At 63.2% G+C, this 19,100-nt stretch carries 13 protein-coding genes; 4 read left to right on the top strand and 9 right to left on the bottom strand.

The genetic code is table 11. The annotated features are described in order from the left end of the window. From J4G38_RS21490 to J4G38_RS21475, 4 genes are all read left to right on the top strand, one after another. On the top strand, positions 1-934 hold a 934-nt coding region (locus J4G38_RS21490), incomplete at its 5' end, for a T9SS type A sorting domain-containing protein (RefSeq protein WP_226163639.1). Positions 935-1,833: 899 nt separating this feature from the next. Further along, positions 1,834-4,863, top strand: coding sequence for a T9SS type A sorting domain-containing protein (locus tag J4G38_RS21485; RefSeq protein WP_210520968.1), 3,030 nt, complete (start codon positions 1,834-1,836; stop codon positions 4,861-4,863). A gap of 294 nt (positions 4,864-5,157) precedes the next feature. Next, on the top strand, positions 5,158-6,411 hold the full coding sequence (locus tag J4G38_RS21480) for a glycosyltransferase family 61 protein (protein ID WP_210520967.1): 1,254 nt from the start codon (positions 5,158-5,160) through the stop codon (positions 6,409-6,411). A 162-nt stretch (positions 6,412-6,573) separates the two neighbouring features. Then, the gene (locus tag J4G38_RS21475) at positions 6,574-8,643 is read left to right on the top strand and encodes a glycosyltransferase family 2 protein (RefSeq protein ID WP_210520966.1); all 2,070 of its coding nucleotides are present in this window, start codon (positions 6,574-6,576) and stop codon (positions 8,641-8,643) included. 3 nt (positions 8,644-8,646) lie between these two features. On the opposite strand, the gene J4G38_RS21470 is transcribed toward J4G38_RS21475, so the two are convergent. The 9 genes from J4G38_RS21470 to J4G38_RS21430 all read right to left on the bottom strand — a co-directional run bounded on the left by J4G38_RS21470 (position 8,647) and on the right by J4G38_RS21430 (position 19,076). Then, positions 8,647-9,708, bottom strand: coding sequence for a hypothetical protein (locus J4G38_RS21470; RefSeq protein WP_210520965.1), 1,062 nt, complete (start codon positions 9,706-9,708; stop codon positions 8,647-8,649). Positions 9,709-9,793: 85 nt separating this feature from the next. Beyond that, positions 9,794-10,753: a hypothetical protein gene (locus tag J4G38_RS21465; protein WP_210520964.1), complete on the bottom strand. Its 960-nt coding sequence runs from the start codon at positions 10,751-10,753 to the stop codon at positions 9,794-9,796. Positions 10,754-10,854: 101 nt separating this feature from the next. Beyond that, complete coding sequence (locus tag J4G38_RS21460; RefSeq protein ID WP_210520963.1) at positions 10,855-12,273, bottom strand: MBOAT family O-acyltransferase; 1,419 nt, start codon at positions 12,271-12,273, stop codon at positions 10,855-10,857. 89 nt (positions 12,274-12,362) lie between these two features. Then, a complete protein-coding gene (locus J4G38_RS21455) occupies positions 12,363-13,739 on the bottom strand; it encodes a glutamate-1-semialdehyde 2,1-aminomutase (protein ID WP_210520962.1) in 1,377 nt (458 codons plus the stop codon). Between the two features lie 52 nt (positions 13,740-13,791). Further along, positions 13,792-13,935: a hypothetical protein gene (locus J4G38_RS21450; protein WP_210520961.1), complete on the bottom strand. Its 144-nt coding sequence runs from the start codon at positions 13,933-13,935 to the stop codon at positions 13,792-13,794. Positions 13,936-14,101: 166 nt separating this feature from the next. After that, entirely contained in the window at positions 14,102-15,445 is a 1,344-nt protein-coding gene (locus J4G38_RS21445) for a DUF4910 domain-containing protein (protein ID WP_210520960.1), read from the bottom strand. Positions 15,446-15,496: 51 nt separating this feature from the next. Further along, positions 15,497-16,138 (bottom strand): PIG-L deacetylase family protein, encoded by a 642-nt coding sequence (locus tag J4G38_RS21440; RefSeq protein ID WP_210520959.1) that lies wholly within the window; start codon positions 16,136-16,138, stop codon positions 15,497-15,499. A 172-nt stretch (positions 16,139-16,310) separates the two neighbouring features. Beyond that, positions 16,311-17,660: a class I SAM-dependent methyltransferase gene (locus J4G38_RS21435; RefSeq protein WP_210520958.1), complete on the bottom strand. Its 1,350-nt coding sequence runs from the start codon at positions 17,658-17,660 to the stop codon at positions 16,311-16,313. Positions 17,661-17,717: 57 nt separating this feature from the next. Next, positions 17,718-19,076: an NAD(P)H-dependent oxidoreductase gene (locus J4G38_RS21430; protein ID WP_210520957.1), complete on the bottom strand. Its 1,359-nt coding sequence runs from the start codon at positions 19,074-19,076 to the stop codon at positions 17,718-17,720. Between the last annotated feature and the right edge of the window lie 24 nt (positions 19,077-19,100).

The following is a 19,100-nucleotide window of genomic DNA, read 5'->3' as shown; positions in this document are numbered from 1 at the left end:
CGCGGAGACCTTCAGCGTGGCCGTGAACGGGCAGGTGGCGCAGGCCAACTACAACAGCGGGGCGGCCGGGCACTGGGACCGGCTCGGGCCCTACGCGGCCACGGCCACCGGGGGCAGCCTGACGGTGGCCACCAGCGGCGGCACGGCCAACTGCTCCGGCCTCGAAATCTGGCGCTCGGCCAATACGACGGGCGGTACTGGCACTGGTACATTCTACCGGGCAATCAACCTGGACGGGGGGGCGCTGACCATCGACGGCAACGCGTGGGAGGCGAGCACGGCGGGCAACTACGCGGTGAACGGGAGCGGGTACGGCAACCAGGGCCAGGCGCTGACGCCGGCCACGGACGCGAGCCGGGCATCCATGCTGCGCGATTGCCAGTACAGCAACAACCTGAACTTCAGTCTAACGGCCGTGCCCAACGGCACCTACCAGGTTTACGCCTACATCTGGGAAGACAACAACCCGGAGACGTTCAGCCTCAGCCTAAATGGGGCGGCGGTGGCCAGCAACCTGAGCACGGGCGCTGCGGGCTCGTGGGCCAAGCTGGGGCCGTATGTGACAACGGTGAGCAACGGCACCATCCAGCTCACCTCCACCGGCGGCACCGTCAACCTCTCGGGTGTGGAAGTCTGGAGCCAAACTGGTAACCGCAGCAGCGCCCCGGGTGTCAGCGCCAGCCTATATCCGAACCCATTGGTAGGCGGCCAGGCGGAAGTACACGTGGAAGCCACCGTAGCGAAGGCCGAGCAAGTGCAGGTAGAAGTGCTGAATTCGATGGGGGGGGCCGTGGCGAAAGCTACCCTAAGTTTCCCGGCCGGCAATTCCAGTCAGCCGCTGGCTGTGCCCAACCTGCAGCCCGGCCCCTACGTGGTGCGCTTTGCCAGCGGCTCATTGGTTGGTACCACCCTCACCCTGCTGAAGAAAGAGTAACCAAACCATCGGGTGTTTTCCCGCAAACACAAAAGGCCCATTCCTGCCAGGAATGGGCCTTTTTTTGTTCTACGGAATGCTGCCGGCTACTTCCATGCCGGCGCATATGGCAGCTGCCGGCGTCGAGCTGGCGGCATGCCCTGGGCCGGCCGGTGCGTTTGGGCGAGGGGTTGCCGGCAGGCACAGGAGTATTTTGGTGCGGCCTGCTGGCGGCAGCCGCAACCAGCCGGGTGCGAGCCCAACTAAATGCTCCACGGGTGCTGCATTCTCTGGCTTGTTAGCCACTCGAATAACATTTTTTTGCGACGCGGGTAACTAGGCCCAAAACGCCGCTCACGGTAATGTGCGCCTTGCTTTTAGCTTCATCATAAGGACATCTTCACTGTATAGTGCAAGATTATTTTTTGAGAAAGCTTGCCAGGTATACTGAGCAATTGTACATTTGCATAAGACGAGGGTATTCACTTTTATAACTTTAATAAGATATGAAGTACGAAATTGAACGTCGCAATAGCGAATAGGCTAGCGAGAATAGAAGTGAGTAGGGGGTTGGGACGGCCATCTGGACTAGATGGCCTCGCTGCAGAGCCACTGGATGACCGAGGGAGTGGTAGATAAGCTCTGCTTTGGAACTGGTTAATAGTATAATAAATAATATTTTGCGGGATTTATCATGTTTGGCGGTTCGCCAAGGCAGATAGCGGACGCAACTCGGCAACGAGTTGCCGGGTCAGGACATTATTATTTATTTATCTAAGGAACATAATATAATAAAATGCAGTTAGCAGGTTAATTGAGGAATTAGAAAAATTGTATTTTAAAAACAATTTCTGGAAAATACTTTTTAACTTACCACTTAGAGAATGCAAAATCACATTATGAGTTCGCTTACTGTGTCTATGCGGCGCAGTCAATTCCCTCAAGCGCTTCGCACGTTTGGACAATCGCTCCTGGTTGTACTTTTTCTGGTTGCTGGCCGGGCGCAAGCCCAGGCACCCAACCTCAACTATTCTGGCCCTATCACCATCACCCAAGGGGGCACCTACACGGGCAACTACCGTAGCACCAATTCTTCGGTGCCCGTTATCCAAATTGCCACTACGCAGCCCGTTATTCTACAGAACTGCACGCTGGTGGGCCCCGGCGACCTGATTTATTCGCCCCTGGACCACGCCGACCTGACGGTGCGCGAGTGCAGTGGCTACGGTGCGACGCCCACCGCCGACAACACCGTGCGCGGCGTGTTCCTCTATGCACACAAGGCCCAAAACCTGGTGGTGGAGCACAACTACCTGGAAAGCAACCAGGGCATGGTGTTTGACCGCTGGACGGGCAACGGCACCAGCAGCCAAACGGTGAGGGTGCGCTATAACCGCGCCTTTAACCTGGACGGCAGCTTCCGCAACAACCCCTCGCAAGGCACCGCGTGCTTTCTTCTGATGAACACGATTAACAACGTGGCCAACGTGGAGGTAGCCTGGAACCAGATTATTAATACGCCGAACCAGAGCACGGTGAGCGACAATATGAACTTCTACGACTCGGGCGGAACCAGCGCCAGCCCGGCCCGGGTGCACGACAACTACGTGCAGGGCGCCTACCCCATGCCGGCCACCAGCTCCAACTTCAACGGCACGGGCATGACCACCGACGGCGAAGGCACCACGGCGGCCACCTCCACGGGCTTCCTGGAGATTTATAACAACCAGTTTGTGAGCACGTGCAACGGGGGCATCAACATTGCCTCGGGGCACGACGTGAACGTGCACAATAACCGGGTGGTGACCAGCGGCTACCTGCCCAACGGCGACAAGCTCAACAAGCTCTGGTGCGGCATCAACCCGTCGAATTTTTACGGCTCGCCGGCGGCGGCGTTCGGGGCGAACATCCGCATTGCCGACAACACGGTGGGCTACGTGTGCTGGGGCCCAACGCTGCCCTTTACCAACCGTTTCGACATCGACCCGACGTACGCCAGCGTGGTGACGGGCAACGTCAACCTGCCCAACCCCGTCACGGTGCAAACCGAGCAGAACGAGTGGACGCTCTGGCTGCAGAAGATTCAGCAGAACGGCGTCACCCCCGGCCTCTCCGGCAGCACTACCCCCACCACTCCAACTACGCCCACTACCCCAACAACGCCAACCGTTCCCACTACCCCTCCGGTAACCCCCGCCGCACCGGCCGGCGCCGCCTTCTACCGCGCCTTTAGCCTCAATGGCCCCGCAATGACGATGGACGGCAACAACTGGGAGAGCAGCACGGCCACCGGCCTGCAAGTGACGGGTGGCAGCAATTTCGCCAACCAAGCCGCGACCTTGACGCCTAATACGGACGCGACCCGCGCCAGCATGATTCGCGCCAGCAAATACGGCAACCAGGTGCAGATGACGGTGAGCAACGTAGCCAATGGCGCGTACCTGGTGTACCTGTACGTGTGGGAAGACAACAGCCCGGAAACCTTCAGCGTGAGCGTGAACGGGCAAGCGGCCCAGAGCAACTACAACAGCGGCGCAGCCGGGCATTGGGACCGGCTCGGGCCCTACGCGGCCACCGTCACCGGGGGCAGCATCGCGGTGGCTACCAGCGGCGGCACGGCCAACTGCTCCGGCCTCGAAATCTGGCGCTCGACCACTGTCACGGTTCCTCCCGTTACCACGAATCCTCCCTCAACTACGGCCGGAACCTTCTATCGGGCCTTTAACCTCAACGGTACGGCTCAGACCATCGACAACAATAAGTGGGAGGCGGGCTCGAGCCTGCAAGTGAGTGGGGGCACGGGCTTTGCCAGCCAGGGGTCGACGTTGACGCCGGCCACGGACGCGAGCCGGGCGGGCATGATTCGCTCGAGCGTGTACGGCAACTCGGTGCAGCTGACGGTGGGCAACGTGCCCGGCGGGGCCTACCAGGTGTACCTGTATGTGTGGGAAGACAACAACGCGGAGACCTTCAGCGTGGCCGTGAACGGGCAGGTGGCGCAGGCCAACTACAACAGCGGGGCGGCCGGGCACTGGGACCGGCTCGGGCCCTACGCGGCCACGGCCACCGGGGGCAGCCTGACGGTGGCCACCAGCGGCGGCACGGCCAACTGCTCCGGTCTTGAAATCTGGAACGCACCCACCACTACTACTCCGACTACTCCGACCACTCCAAGTACCCCCACCGCCAGCCGCTTCTATCGGGCAATCAACCTGCACGGGGGGGCGCTGACCATCGACGGCAACGCGTGGGAGGCGAGCACGACGGGCAACTACGCGGTGAACGGGAGCGGGTACGGCAACCAGGGCCAGGCGCTGACGCCGGCCACGGACGCGAGCCGGGCATCCATGCTGCGCGAGTGCCAGTACAGCAACAACCTGAACTTCGGCCTGACGGCCGTGCCCAACGGCACCTACCAGGTCTACGCCTACGTGTGGGAAGACAATGCGCCGGAAATATTCAGCCTGGCGGTGAACGGAGTAAAAGTGGCTAGTAACATCAGCACGGGCGCTGCGGGCACCTGGGCCAAGCTGGGGCCGTACGTGACGACGGTGAGCAACGGCAGCATCCAGCTCACCTCCACCGGCGGCACCGTCAACCTCTCGGGTGTGGAGGTCTGGAGCCAGGCCACCAGCCGTAGCACCAGCACTTTGACCACCAGTGCTCTGACCACCAGCGCCGCTACCAGCCCGCTGAGCCTGTACCCGAACCCAGTGGTGGGCGGCCAGACGGAGGTACAAGTGGAAGCCACCGTGGCGAAGGCCGAGCAAGTGCAGGTGCAGGTGCTGAACACCATGGGTGTGAAAGTGGCACAGGGCACGCTGAGCTACCCGGCCGGCACCTCGAGCCAGCCGCTGGCCGTGCCGAACCTGCAGCCCGGCCCCTACGTGGTGCGCTTCGTGAGCGGTTCATTGGCCGGCACCTCCCTCAGCCTACTGAAGAAGGAATAGCCGGCCCGTTCGGCGCTTTTCCACAAAAGGCCCGTTCCTGCTCAGGAACGGGCCTTTTGTTGTTTGGCAGGGTTTTGGGGCAGTAGGACAAAACCTGCAAAGCATATTAACAATGATTTTTTATTCAATATTCGTGAATAATGAATAAAAAATCATTGAAAATTTAAAGATAATGTATTTAATTTGGGCGCCACAAAAGAGGTATTAGCTGGTGGTTCGCAAGTACTTGATGGGGGTAGCCCCACCGCAGCCCATGCGAACCACTAGCGGCCATTTTTTATCACTTCCACCCACATGGACAAAGACATACTGAAACGAATCCAGCGTCGCTCCGGCCGGATGCTTCGCGAATTAGTGCCCTACAACCTGCGCTACCGGCCAGTGGGCGTGCACCCCAGTAGCCAGCAGCTGGGCACGCAGCCGGGCAGCCGGGCCATCTACCAGGAAGTTATACCCGCCCATGTCTCGCAGCTCGAGGTATCAGATGAGTTTTACGGCTTGTGCGTGGATTATGACAAGCCCCAGCGCTCCGAGCAGGTAGTGCCCGCGTTCGTGCTCACCCTGGAGCAGGGCCGCGTCTACGCCGACAATTTCGACAGCGTAGCGGTGATTGCGGCCGACGGCCGGCTGGTGGGCGACGCCTCGTTTCAGTTTGCCAAAAAGGCGTGGGGCCTGATTCAGCCCGAAGACAACAACATTTTTCGGCAGCGATATTTTTTGCCGCCCGTGCCGGTGGCCGGCACCGTGTGCAGCCTGCTCTCGGGCGGCGGCGCGGGCACCGGCAACTACTCGCACTGGCTGCTCGACTCGCTGCCCCGCCTGCACCTGGTGCGGGAGGCCGGCCTGTGGGATTCCATCGATTATTTCCTGGTGTACGACCGGAACAACGGCTTCGTGCGCGAAACCCTGGGCTTGCTGGGCGTGGCCCCGGAGCGCATCATTGACGTGCAAACTCACCGCCACCTGCAGGCCGACCGGCTGGTGGTGCCCTCGGCGGTGCGCGGGCGCGGGCGGCACTTTCCGCGCTGGACGTTTGAGTTTATGCGCACGGCTTACGACGAGGCCCGCCGCCAGGTCACGCGCGCGTTCAACCCGCTGGTGTACATCAACCGCCGCGACGCGGCCGTGCGCCGCATCACCAACGAAGACAAAATGCAGGACCTGCTGCGCCCGTACGGCTTCGAAACCTACCAGCTGAGCGAGCTGAGCTTTGCCGAAAAAGCGGCGTTGTTTGCCCAGGCCCGTGTCATCGTATCGCCGGTAGGGGCGGGGCTGGCCGGTATCGGTTTTTGCAAGCCGGGCGCGGTGCTCATCGAGCTGCTGCCGCACCACTTCGTGGTGCCCGATTTCCTGGAAGTGTCATCGCGCGTCGACGTAATGCATCTGCCGCTGGTGAGTGCGCCCGCCGCGGCCGGTGCCAACGCCTACGCCGACCGCCTCGAAGACCTGACCGTGGACGTGGCTGCCCTGCGCCAGCTGCTGCACCACAGTGGGCTGGCTGTGCCGACCGCCGCTCCGCCCGTAATAGCCGCCGAAGCAGTGGCTTAGCAATGCCGTATTCTACACGCTAAGTAGTCGTTCAACAGTAAAAGGGCTGTCAGTTGCTCGTTGTTAGTCGAGCTGCTGCCTGCATACTAACAACGAATGACTAAAAACTTAGAATGCCAGTTTGTTATTGTATATATTAATTATTAAATAACTCCCCCGCCTATGCCCGCCATATTACTCTCCGTGGTGACCTGGAACAGCGCCGATTCCATCGAAGCGTGCGTGCGTTCAGCCCTCGCCCAAACGTATACCGATTTTGAAATGTGGGTGGTCGATAACGCTTCGGCCGATGACACCCGCACCCGCGTGGCGGCCTTGGCCGCCACCGACAGCCGCCTGCACCTGCACGCTCTGCCCGAAAACACCGGCTTCTGCGGCGGCCACAATTACGCCCTCGACCGCACCGACACCGACTTTGTGCTGTTGGTGAACCCCGACATCGATATGGCCCCCGACTACCTGGCCCACGCCGTGGCCGCGATGCAGGCCGACGCCCGCATTGGCACAGTGTGCGGGCTGCTGGTGCAGTCCACCGAAGCCGACCCGCGCATCGACAGCGCGGGTTTGGTGCAGCTCTCGGGCGGGCGCTTTGGCCTGCGCCTGCACGGGCAGCGCGTGAGCGAAGCAGGCCCGTTGGTGCCGCTGGACGTGATGGGGGCCGACGGCGCCCTGCCGCTGCTGCGCCGCCGCTTCATCGACGACCTGCGGGTGGAGGGCGCGTTCTTCGACCCGCGCTTTTTTGCCCACAAAGAGGACTGGGACGTGGCCTGGCGCAGCCAGCTCTACGGCTGGCGCACGCGGTTCGAGCCGGCCTGCCGGGCCCTGCACCCGCGCCAGTTCATCCCCGTCAACCTCGCGGTGCGGCGGCGGCTGGGCGGTTCTATCAAGGCCGATGCCGTGAAAAACCAGTGGCTGCTGCTGGTGAAAAATACTCCAGCCAACCAGATTATGGCCATGCTGGCGCAGGCCATACCCCGCCAGCTGTTTATCCTGCTGTATTTGGTGCTGTTTGAGCGTACTTCTCTGCGGGCCCTGCGCTACGTGTGGCAGCATCGGCGCGGCCTGCTGGCAAGCCGCCGGCTGGTGCAGGCACGAGCGGCGCAAGACTGGCCGCCCCCGCCGGATGGCGGCGGCCCCACGCGGCCCAGGGCGCCGCACCCGCGTCCGCCCAGGCACCGCATGTATCTGAAGCCCGCAGTGGTGCATGAGCCGCTGCTCAGCATTTGCATGCCCACCTACCACCGGCCCGAAATGCTGGCCCGGGCCCTGCGTTCCCTGGGCCCCTTGCCCCCCGATGTAGAGGTGCTGGTATCGGACAATTCGACCGCTAACGACCTGTGCGGACTGGTAGCACGCCTGGGGATGCGAGCACAACCGGCCGGGCAGTGGCGCTACTACCGCAACGCCCCCGGCAGCACCGCCGCCGACAACTTTGCGGCGTGCGTGCGGCGGGCCAAAGGCCACTACCTCTACAATTTGCACGATGATGACTTTCTGCAGCCTGACGGCCTGGCCACGTTAGTGGCCGAGTTGCGCGTGGCGCGCGGCACCCACGAGGTGCTGCTGTTCGGAGTCGACCTTGTGGATGTCGACCGGCGCCGGGTGGGCCGGCAACTCCCGGCTCAGCGGCGCTGGCTGGCCCCCCGGCAGGCCCTGAAACGGGTGCTCACCGATTCGTCGTGGATACGCATCCCGGCGCTGGTGGCCAGCCGGGCCGTTTACGTGGCCAACCCACCCGACCTGGCGCAGGAATCGACGGAAGACACCGATTTGTGGGCGCGCATCTTCAGCCGCTGGGGGGTGCTGCTGGTGCCCACCTGCGTGGCGGCCTATACTTTGCACGAGGGGGCCCTCACGGCGGGGATGTTCAACGAACACAACATAGGGCTGCTGCTGCGCATTTTTGCCAAGGTCCGGGCGCAGGGCATGTTACCTGCCAAGGTGTTACGCCAAGCGCAAGCCCGATTCTTTCATCAGTTCGTGCTGGCGGGCACCTATCGTTCACTGCGCCGGGGTGATTTTGAGGCGGCCCGGCAAGTATTTAAGCTATTGCAGCTACCGGCTCTGCGGGAGTTAGCACTGCCGTTGCGGTGGCTGCCCGTGCGCGCAGCATTCAGCATCATCACCCGGCTGGGCGCTTTGGGCTTGCTGGGCGAAGGGACTCCAAACCGACAAGGCGGCCGTGCGGCTCAGTCATTGTCACTCCCAACGCTTGATGGCTGGCCGGGATAGGGGCTAATGGGCCAATAAACGCTTGGCCAATACCAGAACACGCGGCAGCTTATTGGCCAGGGCCAGCAGGCGCTGAGGTGCCCAAGTGGGTGCCGTAACGCCCAGATATTTGCCCAAATAGGCCCCAAAGCCTGTCAGGGGCACTTGCCAAAACTGCGAATGGGGGGCCAGCGCCCGCCGGCAAAGTGTGGGCAGGCCCTGCAGCTTTTCGCTGGGCAAGTGCCAGATGGGCAGCTGCGCATCGGTCGGCTGCACATTGGTGAAGCGGTGCGAGGTCCAGATGCGCCGGATGTGCGGGCTGGCGTCTATCCAGGGGCGCGGGTGGTAGTTCAGCACCAGATTCATCACGTACTCGTCGTTGTCATAAATGCTTTCCTGGGTGCAGAAGCGGGGCGGAGCCGTGGGGTAAGCGCGCAGCAAGTGCTGCCAGGTAGCGCGCAATTCGGCCACCAACCGGGCCAGCTCGGTGCGGCGGCCGCCCACAATTTCACCTCCAAAAAACGTGGGCACGGCAGGTGGGTAGTCCGGGTAAATTTCCTGGTACAGCTCGCCCATGTCGCGGCGGCTCAAGCCTTCGATTTTAGTATCGGGGGTGGTTTCAATCAGTACGTTGAGTAGCAGCAGGCCGGGCCCGGCAGCTATCTGCGGGTGCAGGGCCGGGGCCGGGCGGGTCCAAACGCAATCCGAGTCGAGCAGCACACTGCTGTCGCCGGCCTCGGCCCTCGCCAGGGCTTGCAGCACTTCCAGCTTGTAAAAGGCGTTGCGGAAGTCGGTTGAGAAACCGGCCGGCGGCTGGAAATCAGTGAAAGGCAGCACCCGGATTTCGACGCCCAGCCCCTGCAAAAAAGCCCGGTAATCGACCTCGTGCCAGACTGCGGGGCCGGCGTCGTTGGTGTAAAAAAGGTGCCGGTTCGTGGGGTTGCAGCGCAGGGAAGTGGCAAAGAAAACTACAGCGCACTGCCAGTAAATGCGGCGTCGCTGGTCGGCCTTTACATCCAATAGCTGGGCGTAGCGGGAGGCCGGGTGCTGCTCATCGTCCACGCAAAGACTCGTGACAATATCCATGGCCTGAGTAGCAAATGAAGAGTTTGCAAGCCAGGTAGATGACTTATGGTGAGGGAATGCCAGCCTGAGCGTGGAGCCAACGAGGCTAGTGCAGCTGCAACGAGGCCGTGCGGGCCACGGCCTGGTCGTTGCGCAGCGCACCCAGCTCTTGGGCAAGCACCGTCGAGTAGCGCCAGGCGCTGGGGTCGGTGAGGTGCATGCCGTCGGTGGTGCGGTAGGCGCCGCAGTCGGGGCGGGGCAGGTAGGTGGGCTGCCCGGCGGGGTAGTCGGCGGCCAGCTGCTGCCGGATGTAGCGCATTTTGGCGCCCTGGCAGGCGTTGGCATCGATGGGCATCTCAAAAAAGACCACCCGGGAGCCCCGGGCTGTGAAATAGCGCACGTAGCGGTGCAGCAGGGCCAGGTTGCGCCCGAACGCGGGCTGCGCCGGGAGCTGCTCGTAATCGGCGCGGGCGGCGGCCACCACGGCGGGGCTCGGGGGCTGGTAGTTGGCGTCGTCGGTGGGCAGGGCATCGCCGGGGGCGGGGCCGCCCACGCCCAGCTTTTGCTCGATGCGCTGGGCGGCGGCCGGTCGCAGCCGGTCGAGGATGGCCAGGCCACCGGCCAGGGCTTCGTTGAGGGGCTGGTGGCGGGCTTGCAGGCCGGGGTACCAGCGCCGCAGCGGGTGCAGCGTGGGGCTGAACAGGTTTTCGATGGTGCCGGTGCTGGGGGCGCGGTCCAGTACGTTCATTTCCAGGAGGATGAGGCGCGGGGTTTGGCCGGCGCGGCGCATCAGCTCAAAGCCTTCGAACACGCTTTGGCCGCGCAGGGCCAGGTTGCACACGTCGGGCGGCAGGGCCTGGGGCCGCAGCTTGGCCGACAGCGACGAGCCCAGAATGACCGTGGGGCAGTGGCCGGCCGTGCGATAGAGATACTCCTGCATCTTGATGACGTTGTCCTGGTTGATGCCCTGCGGCACCGCCACGGCCCCCGGCAGCACCCGCAGCCACACGTAGTAAACCCCCAGGAAAACCAAGGTCGCAAACAAGGAGCGAACGAGTAGTTTCATGGCGCGTCGGGCTTAAGGTTGTTAGTTATTGGTTGTTAGTTGCTCGTTGTCAGTTGTCAGCCAAGGTGTTGTCTGTATGCTAACAACGAGCAACTAACAACTTAAAATTGGAAGTAGATGAAGTCGCCGGCCGGGCCCGCGTTCGTCACAATGAGAAACATCATGAGGCCGTAGCCCACAAAATCGTAGCGCCGCACCTGCAGCTCCCAGCCCGCTTCCCGGGCCAGGTACCAGGCGTGGTACAGCAGCACCGGCAGCGAATACACCGCGATGCAGAGCATGGTGAGGTAGCCCAGCCCGTTGGTTGCGACGCTGGTGTTGGTGAAAATGTGCTGCACGTAGCTCACCGCCTGGCTAAAATCGGGCAGCTTAAACAGCAGCCACGCCATCGACACAAAGCTGAAAGTCAGGAGGGTGATGCCGGCCTTGGCCCAGGCGTTGCGGGCTTCGGGCAGGTGCGGTTTGGCCAGCCGCTCCACGGCCAGCGCCAGCCCGTGGAAGGAGCCCCACACGGCGTAGCTCCAGGCCGCGCCGTGCCAGAGGCCGCCCAGGAACATGACAATCATCAGGTTGAGGTAGGTGCGCAGGTTGCTTTTGCGGTTGCCGCCCAGTGGCACGTAGAGGTATTCGCGCAGAAACGACGACAGCGAAATGTGCCAGCGCCGCCAGAACTCCGTCACCGACTGGCTGATGTAGGGGAAGTTGAAGTTGTCGGGCAGGTTGTAGCCAAACAGCCGCGCCACGCCGATGGCAATGAGCGAATAGCCCGCGAAATCGGCGAAAATCTGCATCGAATAGCCAAACAGCATGGTGAGCAGCATGGCCGTGCTCTGGGTTTCGAAGTAGGGCGAGGCAATCCAGAAGGTTTGTTCCTTCAGATTATCGGCAATCACCATTTTCAGGAAGTAACCCAGCACGATGTTGCGCATCGCGGCGGCCCAGTCCACGTCGGCCAGCTGCTTGGCCACGATTTGGGGGATGAACTGGTGGGCTTTCAGAATGGGCCCGGCGATGAGGTGCGGAAAGAAGGCCACGAAAAACGTGGTGTTGCGCAGGTGCGCGCCCCAGTTTTTGGGCACCAGCTCGCGAGCGGCGTGCTCGTCGCGGCCTTTGTAGGCATCCACGAGCAGGGAAATGCCCTCAAACGTGTAGAAGGAGATGCCGATGGGCAGCGGCACCTGCATCAAAAACTGCCCAATGCTGCTGGTTTCGTGAAACAGCGAGCGGCCCAGCAGCGGGCTGTACTTGAAAAAGGCCAGTATCAGCAGGTTCACCACCACGCCCAGCGTGGCGTAGAAGCGGCGGCGGGCCGGCGGGCCGTGCACCACGCCGTAGCTCGTGCTCACGTTCACGGCGGCCGATAAGATGAAGAGCAGCAGCAGCTTGGGGTTAGTCCAGGAGTAGAACACCAGGCTGCTGGCAATCAGCAGCTCCACCTGCCAGCGCCGTATTACCGGCAGGTAGTACAGCCCCCACGTCACGGCAACCAGAACGAGAAACTCAAAGCTGTTGAAAAGCATGGCCCAGTGAGGAAAAAAGAGTTAAAAGTTGAGAGTTAAAAATTAAAAAATAAATACCTGATTTTTGCTTTTGTCTCTCAACTTTTAACTTAGTTATGGGTGCGGAAAACGGGCTTCACCGGCCGGCCCAGCAGGTAGTGCTCAACGCCTTCTTCGAGGGCCCGGCGGTACACGCCCAGCGCCTCGTGCACCCGCTCCACCGTTTGGTCGACCACGGCGGCGGTGTGCGCATAGCTGATAACGAACGACGGCAGCAGCAGTCCCCGGCGCAGGGTTTCCTGCAAAAACAGCGTCCGGAAGGCCTGCGAGGGCTGCCCGCTGGTGTCACGGGTGCCATAAGCCAGGCAGCAGCCGGGGCCCACGGGCCGGAAATAATCGGCCACGCCCTGGTCGCGGGCGGCTTGTTCCAGGCCCTGGCGCAGGCGCTCGCCCTGGGTGTGCAGGTGGGCCACCACGGGCTCAATGGTGTAGGTGTCCATCACGGCGCGGGCGGCGGCCAGGGCGTGCGTTTCGGCCCCGTAGGTGGTCGAGAGCAGGAATACCCGCTCGTGCGGATGTTGCAGGCCGCCCCGTTCCATCAGCTCGCGCCGGCCGCAGAGGGCGGCCAGGGCCAGGCCGTTGGCCAGGGCTTTGCCCCAGGCGCTGAGGTCGGGGCGCACACCGTAGCGGCCCTGCGCGCCGTGGTTGTCCCAGCGGAATCCGGTAATTATTTCGTCGAAAATGAGCACGGTGCCCTCGCGGTCGCAGATGCGGCGCAGGCCTTCCAGAAAGCCCGGCGCGGGTGGCACGTCTTTCTCCGGTTCGAGCAGCAGGCAGGCTACCTGGCCGGGATGCGCGGCGAAAAGGGCCTCCACGCTGGCCAAATCGTTGTAGCGAAAGCCCACGGTGAGGGCCTGCACTTCGGCCGGAATGCCGGCGGCCATGGGCGTGCCGCCGATGAACCAGTCGTCGACGGAGAAAAACGGGTGGTCCTGGCAGATGGCGGCCAATGGGCGGCCGGTGTAGGCGCGGGCCAGCTTCACGGCGGCCGTGGTGGCGTCGGAGCCGTTTTTGGCGAATTTCACCATGTCGCCAGCCTGGGTAAATTCGAGGAATTCCTCGGCGGTTTCCAGCTCCAGCATGGTGGGGCGGCCCAGGTTAGTGCCCAGGGCCAGCTGCCGCTGGGCGGCGGCCATCACCGGGGCGTAGGCGTGGCCCAGTGTCACGGCCCGCAGCCCCATGCCGTATTCGATGAACTCATTGCCGTCCACATCCCAGACGTGGCAGCCGTCGCCGTGCGAGAGGTAGGGCGCCATGAATTCGGGAAACTGGTCGTCGCCCTTCGCATAAGTGTGCGCGCCGCCCGGAATGGCGGCGTGAAACCGGGCCTGCAACGCCTGCGAGCCCGCAAAGCTGGTAGGCGTAAATCGGGGCAGCGGCGGGGCCATTAGGGGTATCGGTGGCGCAAAAACAGCGGTGTCATTCATAGCAGGTTGGAAATCAAAATGGCGGAAGAAAGCAGCAGCGCAGCGCGCCAGCCTACAGAATCAGATACTCTCCGATGAGGTCCACCGCCATACCAACGGCCAACCCCACGGCCAGCGCGATGGCCTGGGCCTGCGCCCGGATTTCGGGGGTATATGTGGGGTTGGTGATGAGCCGCACGGCGGGGGCCTGCGTCACGCCTTCGGCCGGCGATACTACCGGATGCGCCGTGCCGGGCAGGCACTGCTGTGGGGGGGGGGATGTCGCCCGCGGACTTGAACAGCGATTGCAGGGCAGTATCCGGGGCTGATAGATTGGTAAGTAGTGTCCGCATAATTATCGATTAAGCTGGTGTAGGCAACGGCTAGTCTGGTAGCAATTCCAATAAATCGGTGGCGGCCAGGGCCGTGGCGGCTTGGTGCACCTGGGCAAAAGGCAGTTCGGCCCGCTCGGCAATGTCGAGCAGGCTGTGGTGGCCGTCGGAAAGGTTGAGAACCCAGAGCAGGGCCATTTGCCAGGCGGCGCCGTCGAGGCCGCCGCCCACGTTTTTGTAGAGGCCGCGGCGGCCCAGCTGGGGCTCGCCATACGGGCTGCGGTTGCGGTAGCGGCGGTTGGCGTCGAGCACGGCCAGCAGCTCCTGCACCAGATGCAGCGAGGCCTGGAGCGTGGCGGGTCGCACAAAATCCAGGTTATCGGCCGAGGTGTGATACTCCGGAAATTCGCCAAACGGCGTGCGCGACAGGCAGCCCACCGGCAGGTCGAAGCCCGGCGAGCAGTACTGGCGCTCGTCGTAGCCGTAGGGCGAAAACGCGCGCACCGCGTGCGGCATGCCGGCCCGGTTCAGCACCAGCGCCGCGGCCCGGTCGATAACCGCCGTGCCGCGGCGCGACTGCTTGTAGGTAAACTGCCCCGCTTCGCCCAGCAGCGTGAGCACCAGCCCGTGCCGCACCCGCCCCACGGCGTCGAAGTTGCGGCTCAGCCAGGTTATCGAGCCAATGGTGCCGGGCACAAACACGAAGCGGTAGCTGTATTGGCGCGGCGCCTGGGCCAGATGCTGCGCCAGAAAAGCAGCCACCGCCAGGCCCGAGAGGTTGTCATTGGCCAGCGAAGGATGGCATATATGGCTGGAAATCAGGACTTCGTCGGCGCTTGCGCCCGGCAGCAGCAGCTCGCCGTAGGTGAGAGCGCCGGGGGCCAGCGTGCTGTCGATGCACACTTCGTAAATGTCGTCGGTGAGGGCCAGGCGCTGGGTGTGGGGCAGGCAGAAGCCCCAGGCATCGGCGTAGTAGGAGGTGCGGTAGGGGATGAGCCCGGGCTGGGCGGGCAGCGAGTGCAGGTGCTCGTCCAGCTCGGTCCGCGTAAACCAGCCGTGCACCGGCACGCTGTAGCTCATCAGGTGCAGGTTGTGGGCCTGGAAGTCGATGACCCGCTCGCCGCGCTGGTTTTTCACCCAGGCATCGCGCACGTTCCACTCGCGGGGCACCGTCCAGTCGAGGGCGGGCGTGCCGGTGGGCACCTCGTGCACTTGCAGGCCCGGCAAGTATTCGCCCAGAATGGCCAGCGTCTGACGCACCCCGTCGCCGGTGATGCTGCGGCAAATGGGAAACAGCCGCCGCACCAGCTCATGCAGCGCTTTGCCCTGGCCCACAGGGGCATCAACAAATCCGGAGAGGGCAACAGAAGCAGAATTGGCGGAGAGCGCAGGCATAGCCGAAAAGTACGAACAAAATTCGCTAAGTGCTAAAATTTATGTAATTCATTACAGTGTTATTTTTCGCACGTAAAAGGCTTCCGCGTAGCGGCTGTCGCCCCCGGCCTGAATGCCGCGCAGCCGGGGCAGCGCCCGGAACGTTTCGGCATCGAACCAATGCTTGCCGGCCTGGCTGGGGAAGCCGGCCAGCAGCAGCTCCACCTTGCGCCCCAGCTCCGCTTCCGACAAAGCCACGAAACACGCCGGATTGCCCAGGTCGCCGTCGAACTTCGGGATTTCGTATTCCCAAATCAGGTGGTTGCGAAACGTGTTCCAGGTGAGGTCCGACACCAGGCGGTGGTCCTGGTGCTGGTCGTGGCGGTAGTGGGTGAGCACGAGGCCGGGCGCAAAGCCTTTCAGGGCCTCAAAATCGGCTTTAATGGCTTCCGTGGCCTGCGCCAGCAGCCCGTCGCGGTAGCGGTGCACGGTTACTTCGGTGGCCGTGGCCCCGGCCAGAAACTGCGCCGCGCAGGCTTCGGCCTCGCGGGCCCGTTCGTCGGTGGCGGCAAATACTACCCAGCGCACGGCGCTCACCTGGCCGGCCGCCAGCAGGCGCAGCAGCGTGCCGCCGGCCCCAATCTCAATGTCGTCGCAGTGGGCGCCCAGGCACAGCACACGCAGGTCCTGCGCTGGCAGGCCCAGCCTCAGCACGCGGCTTGTGGCAAGGGCAAAGGCAGAAAAGTCGTGCTTCGGCGCCCGCCGCGAAATATGGTAGGCTTCATGGTATGAATACTTGCAGAAAGTAAGGAAAATGGTGAGGGCTGGCCGTAAGGCGCATTTTAACGGCGGTTTTTGGCTTTTAGCGCCGGCTCAAAACCTGATTTTACGAGTACACCCGCACTTCCGGAATGGGCACCACGAACTGCCCGCCCCAGCTGCGGATAACGGCCATTTGCTCCATGATTTCCTCGCGCAGGTTCCAGGGCAGAATCAGCAGGTAGTCGGGCTGGGTTTCCAGAATGCGGTCGGGGTGGTAGATGGGCAGGCGGGTGCCGGGCAGGAAATTGCCCTGCTTGTGGGGGTTCAAATCGACGGTGTAGTCCACAAAATCGGTGCGGATGCCGCAGTAGTTGAGCAGGGTATTGCCCTTGCCGGGCGCCCCGTAGCCCACCACCGTTTTGCCGGCCCGCTTGGCATCAATCAGGAATTCGAGCAGCTTGCGCTTGGTTTCCTTGGCACTGGCAGCGAAGGCGGCGTAAAAGTCCATGTCGCACACGCCGGCCGCTATTTCGCGCTCCCGCAGGGCGGGCACGGCACTGGTTACGGCCAGGGCCGGGGCGGTGCTGCTGGCGTGGCGGGCGTAGATGCGCAGCGAGCCGCCGTGGGTGGGCAGCTCCTCCACATCGAACAGCACAAGGCCGTGATGGGCAAAAATGCGCTCCACCGTCCAGAACGACAGGTAGCTGAAATGCTCGTGGTAGATGGTGTCGAACTGGTTGCCGGCCACCAGCTGCAGCAGGTGCGGAAACTCCATCGTGAGCACACCGTCGGGCTTGAGCATGAGGCTCAGTCCGGCCACAAAGTCGTTGATGTCGGGCACATGGGCCAGCACGTTGTTGCCAATCAGCAGGTCGGCCTGCCCGCAGCTGCTGGCCACTTCGCGGGCCGTTTCCTGGCCAAAGAACTTGCTGAGCGTGTTGATGCCCTTCTGGCGGGCGCAGTCGGCCACGTTCTCGGCCGGCTCAATGCCCAGCACCGGAATGCCTTGCTCCACAAAATACTGGAGCAGGTAGCCGTCGTTGCTGGCCACTTCCACCACCAATTGCTCGGTACCGAGGCCGAACCGCTCGATGGCCATGCGGGTGTATTTCTGGGCGTGCCGCAGCCACGACGGCGAGTAGGAAGAAAAATACGCGTAGTCGCTCGGGAATACATCACTTGGCGACACCAGGTCCTTCACCTGCACCAGCAGGCACGACTTGCACACGTAGGCGTGCAGGTCATAGAAGGCTTCGGCCCGGTTGAAGTTTTCGGGCCGCACGTGGTCCTGGCACAGGGGCGAAGGCCCCAGGTCGACAAAGGTGATGTGCAGGGGCGTGCCACAAAACCGGCAGGCCCCCGCCGGGGTAGCGGTGTGGGCGGTGGCGAGCGGGAAACCGGCGGGGCCGGGCAGCGTCACGGGCAGGTCGTACACCCCCTGGCCGGTGGGCGCGGTAAGCAAAGTATTTGCCATGGTTGGTAAAAAGTGGAATGCAGTTTTAGAGCACCGTTCCGGAAAAAGTAAGGGGCGTTACTCGGTTAGTACTGAATGGCCGGGGGCATCATTGGTGGGCACCAGCTCAGCCAGTGCGGGGTTGCCAAAATAGGCCTCCTGCTCGCGGCGCAACTGGTCGATGAGGCGGCCTTCGGGCACCACCACGTCGTCGTAGGTCAATATCTGGTCTTTGGGCACGTCGTGGCGCAGCACACAGCCTTCGGCCACGCCAATGGGCAGCAGGTTCTGCTGGCGGGCCAGGGGGTAGTTTTCGGCCAGGCCGTAGGTCATGTAGTGGCCGATGCCGTCGAGCACGTCGCCGGCCCGCAGGTCAATTTTGGCGGCCGTTATCACCTCCACGCAGGGCGCGCCCTGGGGCGCCAGGGCCGCATCGTTGAAGAGCGCGGCGCGGGCCACCGAGTTCGGCGTTTCGAAGTGGCAGAGGTGGTAGGGCGTGTAGAAGCAGTAGAGCGGGCCCGGCCCCAGCTTGTAGAGCTTGAGGTAGTGCTGCTGCACGGGGTCGTCGTGGGTGCCCAGCACAAACACGCCGGGGCCGGGCTCGGCGCCCACCACGTAGTCCACAATGCCGGGGCCGCCGCTCAGCAGCAGGTCCTGCGGGTACCATTCGGCGGCTTTGCTGATGGGCGTGCCCGGCGCCACGGTGGGCCCCAGCATGCCGCGCTGGGCCACTTCCATGCCCAGGGCGTTGGCGATGACGGCCTGCTCGAAGCTGATTTTGCTGCCGTCGGCGAAGCTCGTCACCATGCTCGGGTTCTGGCCCCACTGCCGGGCAAAGCCTTCCTGGGTGGTGGGGTTGCGGTAGGGGTCGTGCAGGCCCTTGATGTTGCCGCACAGCACGGGCTTCACGCCCAGCCCAATCACGAAGCGGGCCAGGTTAAGGGTCACGCCGGGCTGGTCGCCGTCGCTCACGGTGTAGACCACGCCGGCGCGGTCGGCGTACACTTTTAGGATGGAGCCCACCGTGCCGTCCAGCTCGGCGTTGAGCAGCACCACGTGCTTGCCGTGCCGAATGGCTTCGAGCACGACGTGCGCGCCGTGCTCCACGGCCCCGGTCACCTCAATAATGACGTCGATGCCGCCCGCGCGGCTCAGCAGCAGGGCGTCTTCGGCCACGGCCGGCTGGCCGAGCTCGATGCAACGCTCCAGGGCGGCCACTGAGGTAACTTCGGCAGCGCCCAGCTCGCCGGCTTCGTCGTAGGCGCGGCGGGCCTGCGCGATGGTGCGGTTGGCAATGGCGACCAGCGTCATGCCGGGCACGTAGCGGCAAATTTGCCGGGCCACGCCGCGGCCCATAAATCCGGCCCCCACCATGCCCACGCGGATGGGCTGGCCGGCGGTCTGTCGTGCCTTCAGCGCGTTATCAACAAGTATCATGATTCAAGCAGTTAGCAGTGAATA

The sequence above is a fragment of the Hymenobacter terricola genome, from assembly GCF_017921975.2.
GTDB classification, from domain to species: Bacteria; Bacteroidota; Bacteroidia; order Cytophagales; family Hymenobacteraceae; genus Hymenobacter; species Hymenobacter terricola.
Note: the sequence above shows the minus strand (reverse complement) of the source record. Positions and strands in the feature narration are given on the sequence as shown.